This window comes from Achromobacter sp. 01N37, from assembly GCF_056399725.1.
Map to the genome: position 1 here is coordinate 134862 of NZ_JBFTRX010000013.1, position 18829 is coordinate 153690.

The window sequence follows — 18829 nt, forward strand, 5'->3', positions numbered from 1 at the left end:
CCCGATGGCGCGGTTGGCGGTTGCCCCCGCGCCTTATCTTTTGGGAATGCTTGGGGGCGCGGTCAGGCGTCGCCGGCTTTGCTGTTCAGCCAGGCGGCCAGCTCGCCGAGCGTGGCGCTTTTTTCGCGCAGCACGCGTTCGCGGCGTTCGGGGCTCCAGGTGTAGAAGCCCTGGCCGCTCTTGGCGCCGATCTGGCCGCTGTCGACTTTGCTTTTCAACAGGTCGGAAGGTTCGGTGCGGTTTTCCAGGTCTTTGTACAGGTAGCTGGCGATGGCGTAGTGCACATCGATGCCGTTCATGTCGCGCTGTTCCAGCGGGCCGGACAGGGCCAGGCGGATGCCGAGGCTCCACTTGACGACTTCGTCGATGTCTTCGGCGCTGGCCACGCCTTTTTCCAGCAGCGAGATGGCTTCGCGGGCCAGGGCGTGCTGGATGCGGTTGGCGATGAAGCCGGGAATGTCCTGGCGCACCAGCACGGGCCGTTTGCCGGCAAAGCGCAGCGTGGCCATGACTTGGGTGACGGTGGCGTCAGAGGTGTCGTCGTTACGGACGACTTCGACCAGCGGGATGACGTCGGCGGGGGTGAAGAAGTGGGTGCCGACAAAACGGTCGCGGCGCGCGACGGCGCTGGCGATGGCGTTGATGGACAGGCCCGATGTATTCGTGGCGAACAGTGTGTGCGCAGGGCACAGGGCGTCAAGTTTGGCGAAGATGCCGCGCTTGAGTTCCAGGTTTTCCGGCACGGCTTCGATGACCAGGTCACAGCTGGCGGCGGCTTCCAGGGCCGGTTCCAGGCGGATGCGCTGGATGGCTTCCTGAACGTTGCCGGGGGCGTAGACGTTCAATTGGCGGTCGATGGTTTTCAAGGCGCGCTCAAGGGCGCCTTCCATCGGATCGATCAGGACAATGTTCAGTCCCTTCGAGGCGAATAATGCGGCGATGCCGCTGCCCATGGCGCCTGCGCCGATGACGGCGAGATTCTTGAGGGGAGTATCCATGTGGTTCGCTCGATGCTGTCTTGCGGGCGGCTGCCAGGCAGTCAGGCACGCGGGGGAACCAGGGTGATCTCTGTCTCTTCCTGAGGTGCCTTTCTGTGCGGCGGGGCCAGAAAAATCGTTTTGTTCTATATACGAACATTTGTGCGTGTATAGAATTTCTGGAAGGGATAGTACTAAAAGTTGCCGGGGGTGGACAAATGGGGAGGTGGGGGTGTTCGTCTGGTGGACGGGGGGCGGTTTCGGAGGCGGTAGGGGTGTAGCGGGAGCGTGTGGATTTCGGGCGGAGTGGGTTTTTAAGACGCCTGGTGCGGCGGCGGCCCGGGGCGCGCGGGTCAACGATTGCGGTCCGGAGCCTTCGCTCCGGACTCCCCCTTCGTCATCTTCGTTGCCGCCTGCGGCGGCTGCCTTCAGATTCCCTCGGGCTTATCGACTCCCCGCGCACCCCGGGCCGCCGCCGCACCAGGCTCCAGTCGTGGAAACGTGACGTCCGCTGGGGCGGGCGGTGTGCTTGGGGTTCTGCTCAACAGTTGGGTGGTGAGGAATATCTTGCGGGGCCCGCCCCATGCCGGCCGCGCGGGCGGCCTCGTGGGGCTTACGCGGTGTCTTGCGTCGTGGTGATGGCGCTGCGCGTCGCCTGCCGCATCTTCACCCTCGCGATTTTGGTGTCAGACTGCATTTTCCGGAAGAAATGCAGTCTGACACCGGCGCAGAAGTGCCCGCCGCCTGTCGCATCTTCACCCCGAATTGCGTAGTCCCGCTGCGATGCCGTTGATCGTCAAATGAATCGCGCTTTGCACGCGCTTGTCGACTTCCGCGTCCGGGTGTTTTTGTGCTGCGCGGTGGCGGCGGATTAGGTCAATCTGCAAATAATTCAGCGGGTCGATGTACGCAAACCGTTCGCGCAGCGAGTCTTGCAGCATGGGGTTGTCGGCCAGCAGTTCGCGTTGCGTCAACAGCTTCAGCATTTGCAGCGTGCGGCCGTGTTCGGCGCTGATGGAGCCGAACACGCGTTCACGTAGCGCGCGTTGCGGAACGAGTTGGGCGTAGCGTGCGGCGATGGCCAGGTCGGATTTGGCCAGCACCATTTCCATGTTGGACAAGAGTGTGCGGAAGGCGGGCCAGTCGCGGGCCATCTCGCGCAGTTGGGCCAGGCGGCTGCGGCGTGAACGGGGGGCGTCGGGGGCGCCGGTTTCCAGATAGGCCTCGATGGCCGAGCCCATGCCGTACCAGCCGGTCAGCATCAGGCGGCATTGGGCCCACGAAAAGCCCCAGGGAATGGCGCGCAGGTCTTCGATGCGTTGGCCCTTCTTGCGCGAAGCCGGGCGCGAGCCGATGTTCAGGCCGGCGATTTCGCTGATGGGGGTGGCGGCGAAGAAGTACTCGGCAAAGCGCGGGGTGTCGTAGACCAGGCCGCGATAGGTGCGCTGCGCGGTGTCTGACATGAATGACATGGCCGGGCCGTGCTGCGCCATGTGTGCGTCTTCGGCGCTGGTGGCTTCGGCGCGCGGGGCCAGGCTGGATTCCAGCGTGGCGGCGACCAGCAGTTCCAAGTGCCAGCGGCCGACTTCGGCGTCCTTGTATTTGCTTTGGATGACTTCGCCTTGTTCGGTCAGGCGGATCTGGCCGGCGACGGTGCCGGGGGGCTGGGCCAGGATGGCGTCAAAGCTGGAGCCGCCGCCGCGTCCCACCGAGCCGCCTCGGCCGTGGAACAGGCGCAGGCGCACGTTGCGGGCCGAGAACACGTCGACCAGCGCGCGTTCGGCCTGATACAGCGACCAGTTCGAGGTGAGGAAGCCGCCGTCCTTGTTGCTGTCGGAATAGCCCAGCATGACTTCCTGCGCGCCGTTTTGCGCTTGCTTCACGCGCTGGCGGACTTCGGGCAGGTCGAGCCAGGCGGCCATGATGTCGGCGCCGCGTTGCAAGTCGGGAATGGTTTCGAAGAGCGGCACGACCATCAAGCCGTCTTCGGCCGCAATGTCCTGGCCAGCGGGGGCGATCAGGCCGGCTTCCTTTTGCAGCACCATCACTTCCAGCAGGTCGCTTAGGGTTTCGGTGTGCGACACGATGGTCTGGCGCACGGCCTGTTTGCCGTAGCGGGCGCGGCCGGCGGCGGCGGCGCGCAGCACGGCCAGTTCGCGGGTGGTGTCTTCGCTGTAGGCGATCCAGGGGGATGCGAGCGGGCGGGCTTGCGCCAGTTCGGTGCGCAAGAGGGCCACGCGTTCGTCTTCGTTTAACGCCAGGTAGTCGAGCGCTTTGCCGTCGCGCTGGGTGCCGGCGCGTTCGAAGAGTTCGGCCAGCACGCGTTCGTGTACGTCGGAGCTTTGGCGCAGGTCGACGGTGGCCAGGTGGAAGCCGAATACTTCCACGGCTTGTTGAAGCCCTGACAGGCGCAGTTTGGCGATGGGCGCGCCGTGGTGCGCGGCGAGCGATGCGGCGATGGTGGCCAGGTCGGCTGATAGTTCTTGCGGCGCTTGGTACGCGGGCGCGGCGACGGTGCTGCGGCGGGCCAGGTTCTGCCCGGTCAGCGCTTGCGCCGTGGCGGCAAGCCGGGCGTAGACGCCGACCAGCGCACGGCGGTAGGGTTCGTCGCTGCGGTGGGGGGAGTCGTCGCCGCTGCTGTCGGCCAGCGCCAGCAGTTCGGCGTCGGCCGAGATCAGGAGCGTGGTGATCGACAGTTCCGCACCCAGCGCGTGGACCTCTTGCAGATAGTGTTCGAACAGCACGGTGGCCTGGCGCAGCAGCGCGCGTTCCAGCGTGCTGGCGTCCACGTTCGGGTTGCCATCGCGGTCGCCGCCAATCCAGCTGCCCATGCGCAGAAAGGGTTCCAGCGGCGCGGGCGGGGCGGCAAACGGCTTGGCGGGTTCGCGGTTCAGCAGTTTGGACAGGTCGGCGTAGACGCGCGGGATGACGGTAAGAAAGGTGCTGCGGTAGTACGACAGCGCGTTTTCAATTTCATCGGCCACGGTCAGGCGCGTGTAGCGCAGCATGCGGGTTTGCCACAACGTGGCGACGCGGCCGAGCAGGGCCGCATCCAGATCGGCGAGCTCTTGCGGCGTCAACGGGACGTCGCGCTGGGTCAGCGCGGTGGCGATTTCACGATGCACGTCCAGCGTGCTCTTGCGCTGCACTTCGGTGGGGTGCGCGGTCAGCACCGGCACGACGCAGGCATCGGCCAGCCAGCGGCGGATGCGGGCAACGCTGACGCCCTGGCTGGCCAGGGTCTGCACGGCGTCGCGCAGGCTGCCGCGTGCGGCGGTGTCGTCGATCAGGGCGCGTGCGCGTTGGCGGCGGTTTTGGTCGCGGTCTTCAGCGATGTTGGCCAGGTGCAGGAAGTAGCTGAAGGCGCGCGCAACCGAGTTCGGGTCGGTGCCTTGCAGGCGCTTGACGCGCTGTTCCAGCAGTTTGCTGTCGGCGTCGATGCCTTCGCGCCGGAATTTCACGGCGGTGCGCCGCAGCGTTTCGATGGTGTCGAAAACGCGTTTGCCTTCGCATTCCTCAATGACGGTGCCTAACAGGCGGCCTAGTAGCCGGATATCGTGACGCAAGGGTTCTGCTGAGTCGGACTGCGGGCGGATGGCATTCATCGGGCGGGGGTATCCGTCTGGCGGCTGAGGAAAGGTTGGGAAAAGACGATGGGCGTTGCGGGAAAACCGGGGAATAAGACGAATCTGATTTTACGCAGCGTTCCTTACGGGAAAGCGCCTTTGCTCGGTTACAGTCCGTGCTATCCCTTCGTCTTTTTAGAAGCCCCCTTTATGCAAAATCATCAACGTCGCGCGCTCGTCCTCTTTTCGGGCGGTCAAGATTCCACCACGTGTCTCGCCTGGGCGCTGGACCGCTATGCCCATGTGGAAACGGTGGCGTTTGATTACGGTCAGCGTCATCACATCGAATTGTCGGCGCGGCTGAATGTGCTGCGCGAGATTCGGGCGAACTTTCCGGACTGGGCGCCGCGCTTGGGCGAAGACCATCTGCTGGACTTGAAGGTGCTGGGGCAGGTGGGCGATACGGCCATGACGAGCAACCGCGCGATCGAGATGCAGGCCAATGGTTTGCCGAACACGTTTGTGCCGGGGCGCAATCTGCTGTTTCTGACGCTGGCGGCGGCGCTGGGGTATCGGCGTCAGCTGGATGTGCTGGTGGGCGGGATGTGCGAGACGGATTTTTCCGGCTATCCCGATTGCCGGGACGACACGATCAAGGCGCAGCAGGTGGCGCTAGGGTTGGGGTTAGGGTCGCGGGTGACGATCGAGACGCCGCTGATGTGGATTGATAAGTCCGAGACGTGGGCGCTGGCGTATCAGTTGGGTGGCGATGCGTTGGTGGAGACGATCGTTGAGGAAAGTCATACGTGCTATTTGGGGGAGCGGGGGGCGCGGCATGACTGGGGGTATGGATGTGGGGAGTGTCCGGCTTGTAAGTTGAGGAAGATTGGGTGGGAGAAGTGGGTGGTTAGTAGCGTTGCTGAGGGGTGAGGTGTTTGGGGGTGTGATTTTTGCGTTCTTTTGACGCCTGGGGCGTCGGCGGTCAATTGACGTCCGCTGGGGCGATCAGTGTGCTTAGGGTGCTACTCACCGGTGGGGTAGGGATGGAATATCTTGCGGGGCCCGCCCCATGCCGGCCGCGCGGGCGGCCTTGTGGGGCTTACGCGGTGTCTGGCGTCGTGACGGTGGCGCTCGCGCGTCGTCCGAATTCATCCTGCTGCACCCACCCGCCCAATAAACTTCCATCGCAACGTGAACGCGGCCGCCGCAATGGCTGCCGCCAACACGATTGATAGCGCCATCGCGGTCGAAGCGCCGTGGGTATCGATGACGAAGGCATAGGCGACCGGCGCCGTCGCGGTTAGCAGGAAGCTGGGGATCAGCAGGGCGCCTACCAAAGTTCCGTAGCTGCGGAAATCGAACAGTGCCAGCGGCAGCGTGCCGCGGGTGATGGTCAGCAGGCCGTTGCAGGCGCCGTAGAGCAGGGCGTAGGCGGCGGTGGCGTAGAGGTTGCCGCGCGATAGCAGCGCCAGCAAAAAACACAGTGGCAATAGTGCGGCGACGGCGAGGGTCAGTGTCAGCGGGTGCAGTCTTGATCCCAGCGTCACGTCGGCGACGCGGGCGGTGAATTGGCCTACGCCCCATAGCGCGGCCACGCTGACGGCGGCGGCGCTGGCCAGGCCCAGGCCGGACAGTAGCGAGATCAGGTGGGCCGCGTTGCCGGCGGCAAGGAAGTTGGTCAGCATGGCGATCACGGCGTACAGCGTGCCGGCGAGCCGCCGTTCCGTGGACGTGCGGGTGAGGCCGGTGCTGGTCTGTTTCGCGGTGGAGGCGGATGCGGTGTAGCGGTCGCGTGGCAGCGCCAGGTAGAGCGGCACGGTGGCCAGCGCCAGGGCGGCGTAGACGAAGACCGCGCCGCGCCAGCCAAGCGCGTCCGATAGCGCGTGGCCCACCGGCCACATCACCGTGGATGCCAAGCCGCCGAACAGCGTGATTTGCGACATGGGGCGGCGCGCGGTGGGGCCGGCGGCGCGGGCGAGTGAGGCGAAGGCGGCGTCGTACAGGCAGAGGCGCATGCCAAGGCCCAGCAGCAGCCACGCCAGGAAATACACCGGCACGTGGTGCGCTGCGGCCAGCAGGGCGCAGCCCGCGGCGGCGATCACGGCGCCCACCGGCATGACGCGGTGGCCGCCCCAGCGGTCAACGGCTGCGCCCGCCAGGGGGGATACCAGCGCCATCGTGACGATGGCGGCCGAGAAGCCGCCGTAGACGGTGGCGGCGTTCCAGCCCAGGTCAGCCGTCATGGCGGGGCCCAGCGCGCCGATCAGGTAGAACGTGACGCCCCAGCCGATCAGTTGCGTCAGGCCCAGGCAGACGATGGCGCGTGGGGCAATCACGGCCTTTGCGGCGGTGTGGTGTCGCCTTCTCCCAGGCTGCGTTGCATGAGGACGGTGTCGCGCCATTCGCCGTGCTTGTGGCCGACGGAACGCAGCGTGCCGACCGGATGAAAGCCTTGGGCGGCGTGCAGCGCCAGCGATGCCGCGTTGCGGCTGTCGCCCACCACCGCCAGCATCTGGCGCCAGCCGGCGGCGGTGCAGCGTTCGATCAGCGCGGCCAGCAGCTTGCCGCCGATGCCCAGGCCCGCGCGGCCGGCTTTGACGTAGACGGAATCTTCGACGGTGTGGCGGTAGGCGGGGCGGGGGCGGTACGCCGTGACGTAGCCGTAGCCCACGACTTCGCCATTGATCTCGGCGACCAGATACGGCATTTCCTTTTCCAGCACGCCCGCGCGGCGCGTGCGCATTTCCGAGATGGACGGCGGGTCCAGTTCGAACGAGGCGGTGCCGTGTTCGACGTGGTGCGCGTAGATGGTCTTGATGGCGGGCAGGTCGGCTTCCGCGCTGTCGCGGATGACGATGGTGGGGGTGTTGGGCGACATGAAAAGGGCCGGCGAAGTCGAAGGGGGAAGGGGCAAATCAGCAGCCGCCAGTGTGGGGCAAGTTTTGGCATTAATAAAGCTTTGGTCTGTTATCGTTTTTATAAGAAAAACTTTGGATAGACGCCATGCGAGGCCTGAACCTGGACCACCTGCGCACCTTTGCGCGGGTGGTTGAACTGGGCAGCTTTTCCGCCGCTGCCGAACGGGGCGGCGTGACCCAGCCCGCGGTCAGCTTGCAAATCCGTCAGCTGGAACGGCGCTTCGGTTTGAAGCTGGTTGAGCGCATTGGCCGCCGCGCCGGGCCCACCGCGGCGGGGCTGGAGTTGCTGACGCATATCCGAGTGATCGACGCGGCCCTGGCGCAGGCCGAGCAGGCGATGACGGCGCATGCGTCCCAGGTGTCTGGCCGAATTCGGCTGGGCACGGGCGCCACCGCCTGCACTTATTTGCTGCCGCCCGTGCTGGCGGAGCTGCGCCGCCGCTTTCCTGCGCTGGACGTCGTGGCCAGCACTGGCAACACGGCCGACATGCTGCGCGCCCTGGAGAACAACACGCTGGATATGGGGCTGGTGACTTTGCCCGCGCCCGGCCGCATGTTCCAGGTCACGACGGTGATGGAGGACGAGTTCGTGGCGATCTTTCCCGCGAGTGACCCGGGCGGTATTCCCGCCGTTGTCACGCCGCAGACGTTGGCGCTGCGTCCGCTGGTGCTGTTCGAGCCGGGCGCCCGCACGCGCCGGCTGGTGGATGATTGGTTTGAGGCGGCGGGTGTCGCCGCCAAGCCCGTCATGGAGTTGGGCAGCACGGAAGCCATGAAAGAGATCGTGGCGGCGGGCCTGGGTTGCGCGGTGCTGCCCAAGCTGGCCGTGAGCGCTGCGGGCCAGCGCGATGCCCTGGTGGTGCGGTCGTTGACGCCGCGTTTGTCGCGCGATCTGGCTATCGTGCTTCGGCGAGACAAGCCGCTCAGTCATGGCCTGCGCCATTTGCAAGAGGCGTTGTTGGCGCTGCGCGCCTGAACGCATCGCCTCGCCCTGGACGAATCACTGAGAACATTGCATGCCTTCCTCCCCACCGCCAGTCCGCAAGCCACCCAGCACCTCAGCCAGCTCTCCAGCCAGCACCTCAGGCAGCTCTCCAGCCAGCTCTCCAGTCCGCGCCCCAGCCAGAACCTCAGCCCTCACCTCAGCCCCCACGCCAGTGAGCTCCTCAGCCAGCGCCCCAGCCCCCGCGCGTTCCCCCGCCGGTTTGGACCTGTTCCCGTACGAATCCTCGCGGCCGCCCGTCGCAGGCCTGGCGGTGGATTACGAAGATGGTCACCGCGTGCGCCGGCACCGCCATCGGCGCGGCCAGTTGCTTTACGCGATTTCGGGCGTGATGGTGGTGAATACGGATGCTGGCATCTGGGTCGTGCCGCCCACGCGTGGCGTGTGGGTGCCGGCGTGGGTGCCGCACGGCATCCGCATGAGTGGCGAGCCGCGCATGCGCACGGTCTTCGTCGAGCCGGGGGCCGCAGCCCATCTGCCGGCGCAGTGCTGCGTGCTGTCGATTTCGCCCCTGCTGCGCGAGCTGATGGTGGCCGCCGCCGACGTGCCGCTGGACTGGGCGCCCGACACGCGCGACGGCCGGCTGATGATGCTGTTGCTGGACGAAATGCGTCAGGAACCCGTGCTGCCGCTGCATTTGCCGCAGCCCGCGGAGCCGCGCCTTGCGCGCATCTGCCGCGCCATCGTGCGGCATCCCGAGCGGCAGGCGGGGGCGGCGGAATGGGCGCGGGAATTGGGCGTAGACCCGAAGACCGTGCACCGGCTGTTCTTGCGTCACACGGGCATGACCTTCGGCCGCTGGCGCCAGCAGGCGCGCCTGCTGGCCGCCATGGAGCGGCTGGCGCGGGGCGCGCGGGTGCTGGATGTGGCGTTGGACTTGGGGTACGAAAGCCCCAGCGCCTTCGCCGCGATGTTTCGCCGTGCGGTGGGCGAGTCGCCCAGCGCCTTCGCGGCGCGCGGCCAGGCGACTGAATGATGTCCGCCTGACGTTTGCCTGATGTTTGCCTGCCGGTTGCCGGGCATTCGCCAGTCGTTTGCCCGCCGGTTGCCTGCCGTCCGGCCAATGTCCGTCTGATGGCCAATGGCCGCTCTCAGGGCGGCCATTGGTGGGGTCATCGGACAACCCCGGCCCGATCCAGCGTATTATTTACCGTTTTGCCGCCACGCTAACAGCACTCGAGACAAATCATGCCGCACTACCGTTCCCGCACATCGACCCACGGCCGCAACATGGCCGGCGCCCGCGCCTTGTGGCGCGCCACTGGCATGAAGGACGGTGATTTCGGCAAGCCGATTATCGCGGTAGTGAACTCGTTCACGCAGTTCGTGCCGGGCCACGTGCACCTGCGCGACCTGGGCGCGCTGGTCGCCAAAGAGATCGAAGCCGCAGGCGGCGTCGCCAAGGAATTCAACACGATCGCCGTCGATGACGGCATCGCCATGGGCCACGGCGGCATGCTGTATTCGCTGCCGTCGCGCGAACTCATCGCCGACTCGGTGGAATACATGGTGAACGCGCATTGCGCCGACGCCATGGTCTGCATTTCGAACTGCGACAAGATCACCCCGGGGATGCTGATGGCCGCGATGCGCCTGAACATCCCGGTCGTGTTCGTGTCCGGCGGCCCGATGGAAGCGGGCAAGGTCAAGTCGCCGACCGACGGCAAGGTCATCGCCAAGATCGACCTGATCGACGCCATGATCAAGGCCGCCGATCCGAAGGTGTCGGACGCCGAAGTCGCCGAAGTGGAACGCAGCGCGTGCCCGACGTGCGGCTCCTGTTCCGGCATGTTCACCGCCAACTCCATGAACTGCCTGACCGAAGCCATCGGCCTGGCGCTGCCGGGTAACGGCACCATCGTCGCGACCCACGCATGGCGCAAGGGCTTGTTCGAGCAAGCCGGCCGCCTGGTCGTCGACCTGTGCCGCCGCTACTACGTGGAAGAAGACGAATCGGTTCTGCCGCGCAATATCGCCACCAAGAGCGCGTTCCAGAACGCGATGGCGCTGGACGTGGCGATGGGCGGTTCCACCAACACCGTGCTGCACTTGCTGGCCGCGGCGCAGGAAGCGGGTGTGGATTTCACGATGGCCGACATCGACCGCATTTCGCGCAAGGTGCCCTGCCTGTGCAAGGCGGCGCCCGCCACCGACAAGTACCACATCGAAGACGTGCACCGCGCAGGCGGCATCCTGGGCATCCTGGGTGAACTGGCGCGCGCCGACCTGCTGGATCTGTCTTGCGGCAACGTGCACAGTGGCACGCTGGGCAACGCCATCCAGAACTGGGACGTGGCCGGCGGCGGCGCGGGTGAAGACGCGCAGAAGTTCTATCGCGCAGCACCCGGCGGCATTCCGACAACCGTGGCGTTCAGCCAGGACGCCACCTTCCTGACGCTGGACACCGACCGCCAGACGGGCTGCATCCGCAGCAAGGAAAACGCCTACTCGAAGGACGGCGGTCTGGCCGTGCTGTACGGCAACCTGGCCGAGAAGGGCTGCATTGTGAAGACGGCCGGTGTGGACGAATCGCAATGGGTCTTCACGGGCCGCGCCCGCGTGTTCGAAAGCCAGGATGACGCCGTTGAAGGCATCCTGGGCGACAAGATCGTGGCGGGCGACGTGGTCGTGATCCGCTACGAAGGCCCCAAGGGCGGCCCGGGCATGCAAGAAATGCTGTACCCCACGTCGTACCTGAAGTCCAAAGGCTTGGGCAAGACGTGCGCGCTGTTCACCGACGGCCGCTTCTCGGGCGGCTCGTCCGGCCTGGTGATCGGCCACGCCTCGCCGGAAGCGGCCGAAGGCGGCACCATCGGCCTGGTGGAAGAAGGCGACATCATCGAGATCGACATCCCGAACCGCAAGATGCATCTGGCCGTGTCCGACGAAGAACTGGCGCGCCGCCGCGCAGCGATGGACGCGCGTGCGGATGGCTGGGAGCCGGTCGGACGCGAACGCGTCGTGTCGCTGGCCTTGCAGGCTTACGCGGCCCTGGCCACGTCGGCCGATCGCGGCGCGGTGCGTGACCTGTCGCAGCTGAAGCAGAAAGCCAAGCGTTGAGGGTGGCGAACGCGTAGGAAGAACGGCGCCTTTGGGCGCCGTTTTTTTTGGGGCTGTGTGGCATGAATGCGGATGCTTGATACAGCTTTGAGGCTGTAAATTCCCTATACAGCCGATAGGCTGTTTTTTTATCGCAAGGAAATCCACATGGCTTTGAATTCCGATGCATTGCGCGTGTTTCTGGGCGTGGTGGACGCCGGGTCGCTGAGCGCCGCCGCTGAAATGCTGGGCCAGACGGCGTCGGGGGTCAGCCGGGGCTTGTCGCGCTTGGAAGAAGACCTGGGCGTGATCCTGCTGAACCGCACGACGCGCCGCATGGAGCTCACGGAAGAGGGCGCGCACTTTCTGCCAAAGGCGCGTCAGATTATCGCGTCGTTGGAAGAAGCCGAAGAGTGCATGCGGATGGTGCATCAGCGGCCGGCGGGGCGCTTGCGGGTGGATGCGTCGGTGCCGGTGATGCTGCATTGCGTGGTGCCGCAAGTGGCGGAATTTCGGCGCGAGTATCCCGAGATCACGCTGGAACTCACCAGCAATGACCGCATCGTGGATCTCATGGAACATCGCACCGATGTCGCCATCCGCATGGGGCCGCTGACGGATTCCACCTTGCACGCGCGGCCGCTGCGGCCGTCGCCGCGCTGGATGATGGCCAGCCCTGATTACATCGCTCGGCGCGGCGCGCCGGAGACAGTAGAGGACCTGGCCCGCCATGAAGTGCTGGGCTTCACGCAGCCCGAAAGCCTGAACGTGTGGCCGTTGAAGCACGCGGGCGGGTCCAGTTATCTGGCGACACCGACGTTGGCGACCTCAAGCGGAGAGACGCAGCGGCAATTGGCGATCCGCGGCGTGGGCATCGCGTGCCTGTCGGATTTTGTGGTGCGCGAAGATATCGCGGCGGGCAGGCTGGTGAAGGTGATGGAGGGGGTGTACAGCGATCAACTTCAGCCCATGCACGCCGTGTACCACCGCAATACGCAGCTGTCGCGGCGCATTGCGTGCTTTCTGGATTTCTTCGCGGGGCGGGTGTGATGGGGTGCGCGCGCTGAACTGCCGCTCATCCTGGATGATGAGCTCGCGCGTCACCCATCCTACGCGTGCAACGCTCTTCCAAAGGCCGACAACACCGATTCATGCAACGTTTCCGACAACGTCGGATGCGCGAATACGGTGTGCATCAAGTCCTCTTCCGTCGCTTCCAGCGACGCCGCCACGCCATACCCCGTGATCAGCTCGGACGCTTCCGGGTGGATGATGTGTGCGCCCAGCAATTCCCCCGACGTCGCATCGAACACGGTCTTGACCAAGCCTTGGTCTTCGCCCATTGCGATGGCCTTGCCGTTGCCGGCGAAGGTGAATTTGCCGACACGGATCTCGCTGCCGTTTGCCTTCGCGTGCTCGCGTGCGCGGGCTTCGGTCATGCCGATGCTGGCGACTTGCGGGTACGAATAGGTGCAGGCGGGAATGCGCAGCGAGTCGATGGCGTGTACGGGTTTGCCGGCAATGGCTTCCACGCACAGCACGCCTTCGTGGCTGGCCTTGTGAGCAAGCCAGGGCGCGCCGGCCACGTCGCCAATGGCGTAAACGCCGGGCTCGGCGGTGCGGCATAAGCCATCGGTGACGATGTGGGTCTTCTCGATCTTCACGCGCGTTTTTTCCAGCCCCAGGTTTTCGACGTTGCCGACGATGCCGGCGGCGACGATGACGCGGTCGACTTCCAGTTCCGACGTCTTGCCCTGTTGGTCCAGCGTCACCTTGACGCCGGTTGCCGTCAACGCCGATGCCGTGACCGCGCATTGCGTCAGCACGCGTATGCCTTGTTTCTCGAACGCCTTGCGCGCCAGCTGCGAAATTTCCGCGTCTTCCTGCGGCAAGATTTCTGGCGTCATGTCGATCAGTGTGACGTCCGATCCGATCGCGCGGTAGAAGCTTGCGAACTCGGCGCCAATGGCGCCTGCCCCCACCACCAGCAACGACTTCGGGATCTTTGTGGGCATCAAGGCCTGGCGGTACGCCCAGATGCGCTCACCCACGGGCAGCGCGGGCAATTCGCGGGCGCGCGCGCCGGTAGCCAGAATGATGTGTTTGGCCGATAGCGTCGTGCCGTTATCCAGCGCCAGCTTGCCCGCGCCCGCCAGCGTGGCGCTTGCCGCGAATACTGTCACGCCGTTCTTCTTCATCAAATGCGCCACGCCTAGTCCCAGGCGGCCCGCCACCTTGCGCGACCGGGCGACCATGGCGGCCAGATCAGGCCGGGCTTCGCCCGCGCCCGTGACGCCGTAGTGCGACGCCTCTTGGCAGGCGCGCAGCACGGTCGCGCTGTGCAGCAGCGCCTTGGTGGGAATGCAGCCCCAGTTCAGGCAGATGCCGCCAAGTTCCGCGCGCTCTACCAACGCTACCGACATGCCCAGCTGCGCGCCGCGAATGGCGGCCACATAGCCGCCAGGGCCGCCGCCGACGACGACCAGATCAAACACGTTCTTCGTCATCGTCGGGCTCACAGCAAAATGCGCACAGGGTTTTCGATCAAAGTGCGGAAGGCGGCGAGCCAGCGCGCGCCGACCGCGCCGTCCACTGCGCGGTGATCGGCCGACAAGGTCACCGTCATGACGGTGGCGGCAACCAGGTCGCCGTTCTCGGCCACGACGGGGCGGCGTTCGGCTGCGCCCACCGCCAAGATGGCGGCCTGCGGCGGGTTGATGATGGCGGCGAACTGGCTGATGCCGTACATGCCCAGGTTGCTGACCGTCAGCGAACCGCCTGTGAACTCTTCGGGCTTCAAGCGGTTGATCTTGGCGCGTCCGGCAAGCTCCACGATTTCGCCTGCGATGGCGGACAGCGACTTCACGTCCGCGTCGCGCACGATGGGGGTGACCAGCCCGCCGTCGGTCGCAACCGCCACCGAGATGTCGGCGCCCGCGTGGTATTCGATCGCGTCTTCGTGCCAGCTGACATTCACTTCCGGCACTTCGCGCAAGGCGAGCGCCGCCGCGCGCACGATGAAGTCATTGACCGACAGCTTCACCGCGCCGCCGTGGTTCGCTTGCGCGCGAAGCGCCAGCAGCGCGTCCATCTTGCAATCCACCGACAGGTAGAAGTGCGGCACGTTTTGCTTGCTTTCGGTCAGGCGGCGGGCGATGGCGCGGCGCATGCCGGTGTGCGGCACGCGCCGGGCTGCCGGGCGGCCGGCTGACGACGCCACCGCGGCCACGGGCGCACGGTCGCGTGCGGATTCAACGTCACGGCGCACGATGCGGCCATGCGGTCCGGTGCCGGCGACGCCCAGCAGGTCCACATGCCACTGCGCCGCCAGACGGCGCGCCAGCGGGCTGGCGAACAGGCGTCCGCCGGGAACCGGGGTGTTGGATGCGGGCGTGGCGGCGGATGCCTTGGGGGCGGCAGCGGCGGGTGCGGCCGAAGACGCAGCCGCAGAGGTGGCCGCAGGCGCAGCCGTCGATGCCGCAGCAGCGGGTGCCGCCGCAGCGGCAACCGCAGCCGCCGCGCCGCCATGTTCGGCCAGCACGCGATCAATCGCCGAGGCATCGTCGCCGTCAGCCAACAACACGCCGATAACGGTATTGATCGGCACCGACGCCGCGCCTGCCGGGACGACGATGCGGCCCAGCACGCCCGCATGCTCGGCGTTGATTTCAACAATGGCTTTTTCGGTTTCGATTTCCGCCAGCGCGTCGCCGACGGCGACCGTGTCGCCTTCTTTCTTGAGCCACTGGTGCAGGTTGCCGCCCGACGTGTCGGCGGCAACGGAGGGGAGCTTGATAAGGTGAGCCACGATAGTCGTCCTAGTTTGCGGCGGCGGCCAGGTCGGGCCGGTAGGCGGCGGGGTCGTCGTATTCGACCAGTTCCAGCACGTTGCCTTCGGGGTCGCGGAAGAACGCCAGCCACGTGCCCGGGCGCACTTCCATCGGCGCCGGCGCGCTGTCGAACACCACGCCCTTGGATTCCAGGCTGCGCACCACGCCCGCCAGATCGCGCACGATGAAGGTCAGGTAGGTAGCGCCCTGGCGGTCGAGTATGGTCTTGCCGCGCACCGCGGCGTCAGGCGCCACGCTGGGTTGCAGCAGCTTGATGCGTTCGCCGTATGGCGTCTGCAAGCGCGCCACGTCGTAGCCGTGCACGGTCAGGCCGGTGGCGCGCGCCTTGTCGGCGGGCACCGTCACTCGGTTGACGAGCGCGAGGCCGACGACGTCCGTGTAGAACGCCACCAGCGCATCCAGGTTCTGGCAGCAGATGCCGACTTCCATCGGCACCGTCATGCGCAGCGCGCTCATGCTTGTTCTCCCAGATCCGCCAGCACATCGGCCAGGCCCGCCAGCACTTCTTCGGTGTCGGCGAACGCTGCGCGTTCCAGCACCTTCGAAATGCTGGGCGACGCTTCGCCGCCCGTCACGCGCTTGATCGGCTGGTCGAGCCAGTCGAAGTAGCGGCGCTGGATTTCATCGGACAGCATCGCGCCATACGACGTGCCGCGCGCGCCTTGCTCCACGATCAGCACGTTGTTGGTCTTCTGGATGCTGGCGCCGATGGTGTCCCAGTCCAGGCTGGCGCGGTCCAGCGTGCGCAGGTCGATGATCTCGGCGTCCACGCCGGCTTCCTCGGCGGCCTTCAATGCGCGGCCCACCATCGCCAGATACGTCAGGATGGTGACCTTGCCGCCCGTGCGGCGCACGCGGGCTTTGCCGAACGGAATGGCGTAATCCAAGTCGCCCTCGGCAACCTCGCCGGACGACGCATACAAGTCCACGTGTTCGATGACCAGCACCGGGTCCTTGGAGGCCAGCGCAGTGTTCATCAGGCCCACGTAGTCGTACGGCGTGGATGGCGCGACGATGCGCCAGCCCGGCGCGGTGGCGAAGATGCCGGCGGGGTCCATCGAGTGCTGCGAGCCGTAGCCCGTGCCCATCGCGACCTTGGTGCGCAGCACGAAGGGCACGTCGATGTCGCCGCCGAACATGTGGCGGGCCTTGCCGATCTGGTTGAAGATCTGGTCGGCCGCCACCCACATGAAGTCGGGGTACATGAATTCAACGATGGGTTTGTAGCGCCCGTCCATCGCCAGCCCGCCGCCCAGGCCGGCGAAGGCGTTTTCGGAAATCGGGGTGCCCAGCACGCGGTCGGGGTACTTGTCTTTCAGGCCGCGCGTGGCGCCGTTGGTGCCGCCCTTCAAGCGGTGCACGTCTTCGCCCAGCACGACGACGCCGCCATCCGTTTCCATGCGGCGGTCCAGCACGTCGGCCACGGCGTCGACGAACTTGCGTTCGACCTTCGTGCCCGTGTAGTCATCGGCGTCCTGGTAGCGCAGGCCGGCCAGTTCCGAACCATCGCTGCGCAAGCCGACGTCGCGGAAGTCGGGGCTGGGCCAGAGGTCGGCGCGCACGCGGCGCTTGCCGCCGTCCGCCGCTTCGGTCAGACGGCCGGACACGTCCTTCATGACGTCCTTGCAGCGTTGACGCAGCGCGTCCACTTCCGCTTGCGTGATCAGCTGGCGGCCGATCATTTCAGAGGCGATCTTGTCCAAAGGATCGCGGCGGCGCCATTGCGCTTCTTCGTCTTTCGAGCGATAGCCGAAGGCGCTGCCGGGGAAGGGACCGTTCTGGTGGAAGAAGCGGTACACGTCCACTTCGACGATGGTCGGGCCGTTGCCCGCGCGCATGTGCGCCACGGCTTCCGACATGGCCAGATGCACGGCCAGCGGGTCCATGCCGTCAACCTTCCACGACGGAATGTTGAACGCCAGACCACGCGCAGACAGGCGCGGTTCGGCGGTGGACTCTTCCACCGTCGTCGACACCGCGTAGCGGTTGTTTTCGATGAAGAAACACAGCGGCGTTTTCCACGCGGCGGTCAGGTTCATCGTTTCCAGCACCGAGCCGATGTTCACCGCGCCGTCACCAAAGTACGTCACGGCCACGCGGTCGGTGCCGGCGTGCTTGTGCGCCCAGCCCGCGCCCGCCGCCAGCGGCACGCCGCCGCCCACGATGGCATTGGTGCCCAGCGCGCCGGCTTCCAGCCAGCGCAAGTGCATGCTGCCCCCACGGCCCCGGCAATAGCCTTGCGCCAGCCCCATGATTTCGGCCAGCGTTTTTTGCAGGACTTCATCGATGGCGGGCGTGAGCGGGTTGCGCGGGTCCAGGCCCAGCGGGGCCACGTGCTGCAAGGCCTTGGCCAGAAACTGATGGTGGCCGCGATGCGAGCCATTGATCTGATCGCCGGCGCCCAGCGCCAGCACCGAACCGACGGCGCCGCCTTCCTGGCCGACTGACGAGTGCGCGGGGCCGTGCACCAGGCCTTCGGCGGCCAGGTCCAGCACAGCCTCTTCGAAGGCGCGAATCCAGTGCAGCTGGGTCAGCATCGTGCCGAGCAGGGCGGGGTCCGCCTGCTGCCAGTCGCGAGCCTCGACCGTCAGTTGCCGCCAGGGCGCTTGGGGCTCAAGCGGTTGGTAGGTGGCCATGAGTGAATCTCCAGAATGTTTTTAAGCGTCGGTGCGGTTAGAGGTAGCTGTAGCGGCTCCAGCCGCCGTCGGCCACCAGGGTGTGTCCGGTGATGTAGGCGGCCTGGCGCGATGCCAGAAAGACCGCCAGGTCGGCCATTTCTGCCGGTTGCGCCATGCGGCGCAGCGGCGTGCGCTGCTTCAGGCGTTCGGGGTCGAGGCGGCCGCGCGCGGCCAGGTCGCGCACCAGATCGGTCTCGACATAGCCGGGCGCCAGCGCGTTCACGCGCACGCCCATCGGGCCCCATTCCACGGCCAGCGTTTCGGTCAGCAGCACCACCGCGCCCTTCGTGGCGCAGTAGGCGGCGCGGTCGGGCGCGGCCACCACGCCGTACATCGAGGCCAGGTTGATGATGCTGCCCGACCCTGCCGGCACCATGCGGCGGCCGGCGGCCTGTGCGCACAGAAACACGCCGGTCAAGTTGATGTCGACCGCGCGCCGCCATTCGTCCACGGTGACTTCCAGCGTGGGCTTGTTGGCCGAGATGCCGGCGTTGTTGACCAGCACGTCGATGCGGCCCCAGGCCTGTTCGACTTGCGCGAACGCGCGTTCCACGGCGTCGGCGTCCGTGACGGATGCCTGCACGGCCAGGGCGTCCCCGCCCGCCGCGTTCAGATCGGCCACGGCGGCGTCCAGCGCGGTGGCGTCCATGTCCAGCAGCGCAACGCGCGCGCCTTGGCGCACGAAGGCCTGCGCGGTGGAAAAGCCGATGCCTTTGGCGCCGCCGGTAATCACGACCGTTTGGCCGCGCAGGTCGCTATGGATGACTTCAGTAGGGTTGTCCAAGAGGGTTACCTGT

The 18829-nt window shown here is 66.4% G+C and carries 14 protein-coding genes; 5 read left to right on the forward strand and 9 right to left on the reverse strand.

What is annotated here, in order from left to right; all coding sequences use genetic code 11:
- Nucleotides 1-62: 62 nt before the first annotated feature.
- Together AC1DSJ_RS23600 and ppc are read right to left on the reverse strand one after the other, a co-directional pair.
- Complete coding sequence (locus AC1DSJ_RS23600) at nucleotides 63-998, reverse strand: 3-hydroxyacyl-CoA dehydrogenase family protein (RefSeq protein ID WP_346552777.1); 936 nt, start codon at nucleotides 996-998, stop codon at nucleotides 63-65.
- 734 nt (nucleotides 999-1732) lie between these two features.
- A complete protein-coding gene (ppc, locus tag AC1DSJ_RS23605; RefSeq protein ID WP_054427039.1) occupies nucleotides 1733-4582 on the reverse strand; it encodes a phosphoenolpyruvate carboxylase in 2850 nt (949 codons plus the stop codon).
- Nucleotides 4583-4753: 171 nt separating this feature from the next.
- Here ppc and queC point away from each other — a divergent pair, with 171 nt between their 5' ends.
- Nucleotides 4754-5473, forward strand: a complete 720-nt coding sequence (gene queC, locus AC1DSJ_RS23610) for a 7-cyano-7-deazaguanine synthase QueC (RefSeq protein WP_054427093.1) — start codon at nucleotides 4754-4756, stop codon at nucleotides 5471-5473.
- Between the two features lie 218 nt (nucleotides 5474-5691).
- Here queC and AC1DSJ_RS23615 read toward each other — a convergent pair whose 3' ends face one another.
- Both AC1DSJ_RS23615 and AC1DSJ_RS23620 read right to left on the reverse strand, forming a co-directional pair.
- The gene (locus AC1DSJ_RS23615; RefSeq protein ID WP_054427040.1) at nucleotides 5692-6879 is read right to left on the reverse strand and encodes an MFS transporter; all 1188 of its coding nucleotides are present in this window, start codon (nucleotides 6877-6879) and stop codon (nucleotides 5692-5694) included.
- Nucleotides 6876-7421: a GNAT family N-acetyltransferase gene (locus AC1DSJ_RS23620; RefSeq protein WP_054427041.1), complete on the reverse strand. Its 546-nt coding sequence runs from the start codon at nucleotides 7419-7421 to the stop codon at nucleotides 6876-6878. Before AC1DSJ_RS23620 ends, AC1DSJ_RS23615 begins: the two co-directional genes overlap by 4 nt.
- Before the next feature lie 125 nt (nucleotides 7422-7546).
- Here AC1DSJ_RS23620 and AC1DSJ_RS23625 point away from each other — a divergent pair, with 125 nt between their 5' ends.
- From AC1DSJ_RS23625 to AC1DSJ_RS23640, 4 genes are all read left to right on the forward strand, one after another.
- Nucleotides 7547-8437, forward strand: a complete 891-nt coding sequence (locus AC1DSJ_RS23625) for a LysR family transcriptional regulator (RefSeq protein ID WP_054427042.1) — start codon at nucleotides 7547-7549, stop codon at nucleotides 8435-8437.
- Nucleotides 8438-8618: 181 nt separating this feature from the next.
- Nucleotides 8619-9440 (forward strand): AraC family transcriptional regulator, encoded by an 822-nt coding sequence (locus AC1DSJ_RS23630; protein WP_054427043.1) that lies wholly within the window; start codon nucleotides 8619-8621, stop codon nucleotides 9438-9440.
- Nucleotides 9441-9652: 212 nt separating this feature from the next.
- Complete coding sequence (gene ilvD / locus AC1DSJ_RS23635) at nucleotides 9653-11524, forward strand: dihydroxy-acid dehydratase (RefSeq protein WP_175171549.1); 1872 nt, start codon at nucleotides 9653-9655, stop codon at nucleotides 11522-11524.
- 147 nt (nucleotides 11525-11671) lie between these two features.
- Nucleotides 11672-12553: a LysR family transcriptional regulator gene (locus AC1DSJ_RS23640; protein WP_054427045.1), complete on the forward strand. Its 882-nt coding sequence runs from the start codon at nucleotides 11672-11674 to the stop codon at nucleotides 12551-12553.
- Nucleotides 12554-12612: 59 nt separating this feature from the next.
- Here the strand turns inward: AC1DSJ_RS23640 and lpdA are convergent, their stop codons facing one another.
- Genes lpdA through AC1DSJ_RS23665 form a run of 5 tightly spaced genes read right to left on the reverse strand, consistent with a single transcriptional unit; the run spans nucleotide 12613 to nucleotide 18816 of the window.
- A complete protein-coding gene (gene lpdA / locus AC1DSJ_RS23645; protein WP_441372289.1) occupies nucleotides 12613-14010 on the reverse strand; it encodes a dihydrolipoyl dehydrogenase in 1398 nt (465 codons plus the stop codon).
- 8 nt (nucleotides 14011-14018) lie between these two features.
- Complete coding sequence (locus AC1DSJ_RS23650) at nucleotides 14019-15311, reverse strand: pyruvate dehydrogenase complex dihydrolipoamide acetyltransferase (RefSeq protein WP_441372290.1); 1293 nt, start codon at nucleotides 15309-15311, stop codon at nucleotides 14019-14021.
- A gap of 10 nt (nucleotides 15312-15321) precedes the next feature.
- Complete coding sequence (locus AC1DSJ_RS23655) at nucleotides 15322-15810, reverse strand: VOC family protein (protein WP_346552763.1); 489 nt, start codon at nucleotides 15808-15810, stop codon at nucleotides 15322-15324.
- On the reverse strand, nucleotides 15807-17990 hold the full coding sequence (locus tag AC1DSJ_RS23660) for an alpha-ketoacid dehydrogenase subunit alpha/beta (RefSeq protein ID WP_346552761.1): 2184 nt from the start codon (nucleotides 17988-17990) through the stop codon (nucleotides 15807-15809). Before AC1DSJ_RS23660 ends, AC1DSJ_RS23655 begins: the two co-directional genes overlap by 4 nt.
- A gap of 37 nt (nucleotides 17991-18027) precedes the next feature.
- Nucleotides 18028-18816: an SDR family NAD(P)-dependent oxidoreductase gene (locus AC1DSJ_RS23665; protein ID WP_441372291.1), complete on the reverse strand. Its 789-nt coding sequence runs from the start codon at nucleotides 18814-18816 to the stop codon at nucleotides 18028-18030.
- Nucleotides 18817-18829 lie beyond the last annotated feature (13 nt).

Bases quoted from the DNA above. Each gene is read 5' to 3' on its own strand.
- AC1DSJ_RS23600 (WP_346552777.1), bottom strand. From the start codon at position 998: ATGGATACTCCCCTCAAGAATCTCGCCGTCATCGGCGCAGGCGCCATG.
- ppc (WP_054427039.1), bottom strand. From the start codon at position 4,582: ATGAATGCCATCCGCCCGCAGTCCGACTCAGCAGAACCCTTGCGTCAC.
- queC (WP_054427093.1), top strand. From the start codon at position 4,754: ATGCAAAATCATCAACGTCGCGCGCTCGTCCTCTTTTCGGGCGGTCAA.
- AC1DSJ_RS23620 (WP_054427041.1), bottom strand. From the start codon at position 7,421: ATGTCGCCCAACACCCCCACCATCGTCATCCGCGACAGCGCGGAAGCC.
- AC1DSJ_RS23625 (WP_054427042.1), top strand. From the start codon at position 7,547: ATGCGAGGCCTGAACCTGGACCACCTGCGCACCTTTGCGCGGGTGGTT.
- ilvD (WP_175171549.1), top strand. From the start codon at position 9,653: ATGCCGCACTACCGTTCCCGCACATCGACCCACGGCCGCAACATGGCC.
- AC1DSJ_RS23640 (WP_054427045.1), top strand. From the start codon at position 11,672: ATGGCTTTGAATTCCGATGCATTGCGCGTGTTTCTGGGCGTGGTGGAC.
- lpdA (WP_441372289.1), bottom strand. From the start codon at position 14,010: ATGACGAAGAACGTGTTTGATCTGGTCGTCGTCGGCGGCGGCCCTGGC.
- AC1DSJ_RS23655 (WP_346552763.1), bottom strand. From the start codon at position 15,810: ATGAGCGCGCTGCGCATGACGGTGCCGATGGAAGTCGGCATCTGCTGC.
- AC1DSJ_RS23660 (WP_346552761.1), bottom strand. From the start codon at position 17,990: ATGGCCACCTACCAACCGCTTGAGCCCCAAGCGCCCTGGCGGCAACTG.